Origin of the sequence: Pseudomonas sp. EL_65y_Pfl1_R83 (assembly GCF_963970695.1) — a bacterium.
Taxonomy (GTDB): domain Bacteria; phylum Pseudomonadota; class Gammaproteobacteria; order Pseudomonadales; family Pseudomonadaceae; genus Aquipseudomonas; species Aquipseudomonas tritici.
The window spans coordinates 1-533 of sequence record NZ_CAXAQI010000224.1; the positions used below are offsets into that span (position 1 = coordinate 1).

The window sequence follows — 533 nt, forward strand, 5'->3', positions numbered from 1 at the left end:
TTCCGCTCGAAGTCTTCGACGGCTTCCGCGCTGCGCTGCTGGCGAACCGCGCCCAGTTCTTCAGGGACGTCCCAGCGGGCCCGTTCTACGGATTCAACCGGTCGGGCGCCAAGGTCAGCCAGGGCCTGATCGACAATTGGTGGCGCCAGGGCATGATGGGCGGCGCCAAGGCGCACTATGACTGCATCAAGGCCTTCTCCGAGACCGATTTCACCGACGATCTCAAGAAGATCGATGTGCCTGTTCTGTTCATGCATGGTGAGGACGATCAGATTGTGCCGATCGACGACAGCGCACGCCTTGGCATCAAGCTGCTCAAGCGCGGTACGCTGAAGACCTATCCCGGCCTGCCGCATGGCATGGCATCGACCCACCCCGAGATCATCAACGCGGATCTCCTGGCGTTCATCAAGGGCTGAGGTTTCGCAGAGCGATCGTCCCGCCGCCTCAAGCGGGACGATCGCGTCCGTGAACGCGAGCAAATTTGGCTCCTCGCAGTGCTCCTGCTATTCTCTCAGTGCGCTGGCACCGTC

1 protein-coding gene is annotated in these 533 nt (G+C 61.7%); it reads left to right on the forward strand.

The window, feature by feature from the left end; translation table 11 throughout:
* The coding region (locus AACY08_RS28540; RefSeq protein WP_339472447.1) for an alpha/beta fold hydrolase at positions 1 to 419 on the forward strand (419 nt) is incomplete at its 5' end.
* Between the last annotated feature and the right edge of the window lie 114 nt (positions 420 to 533).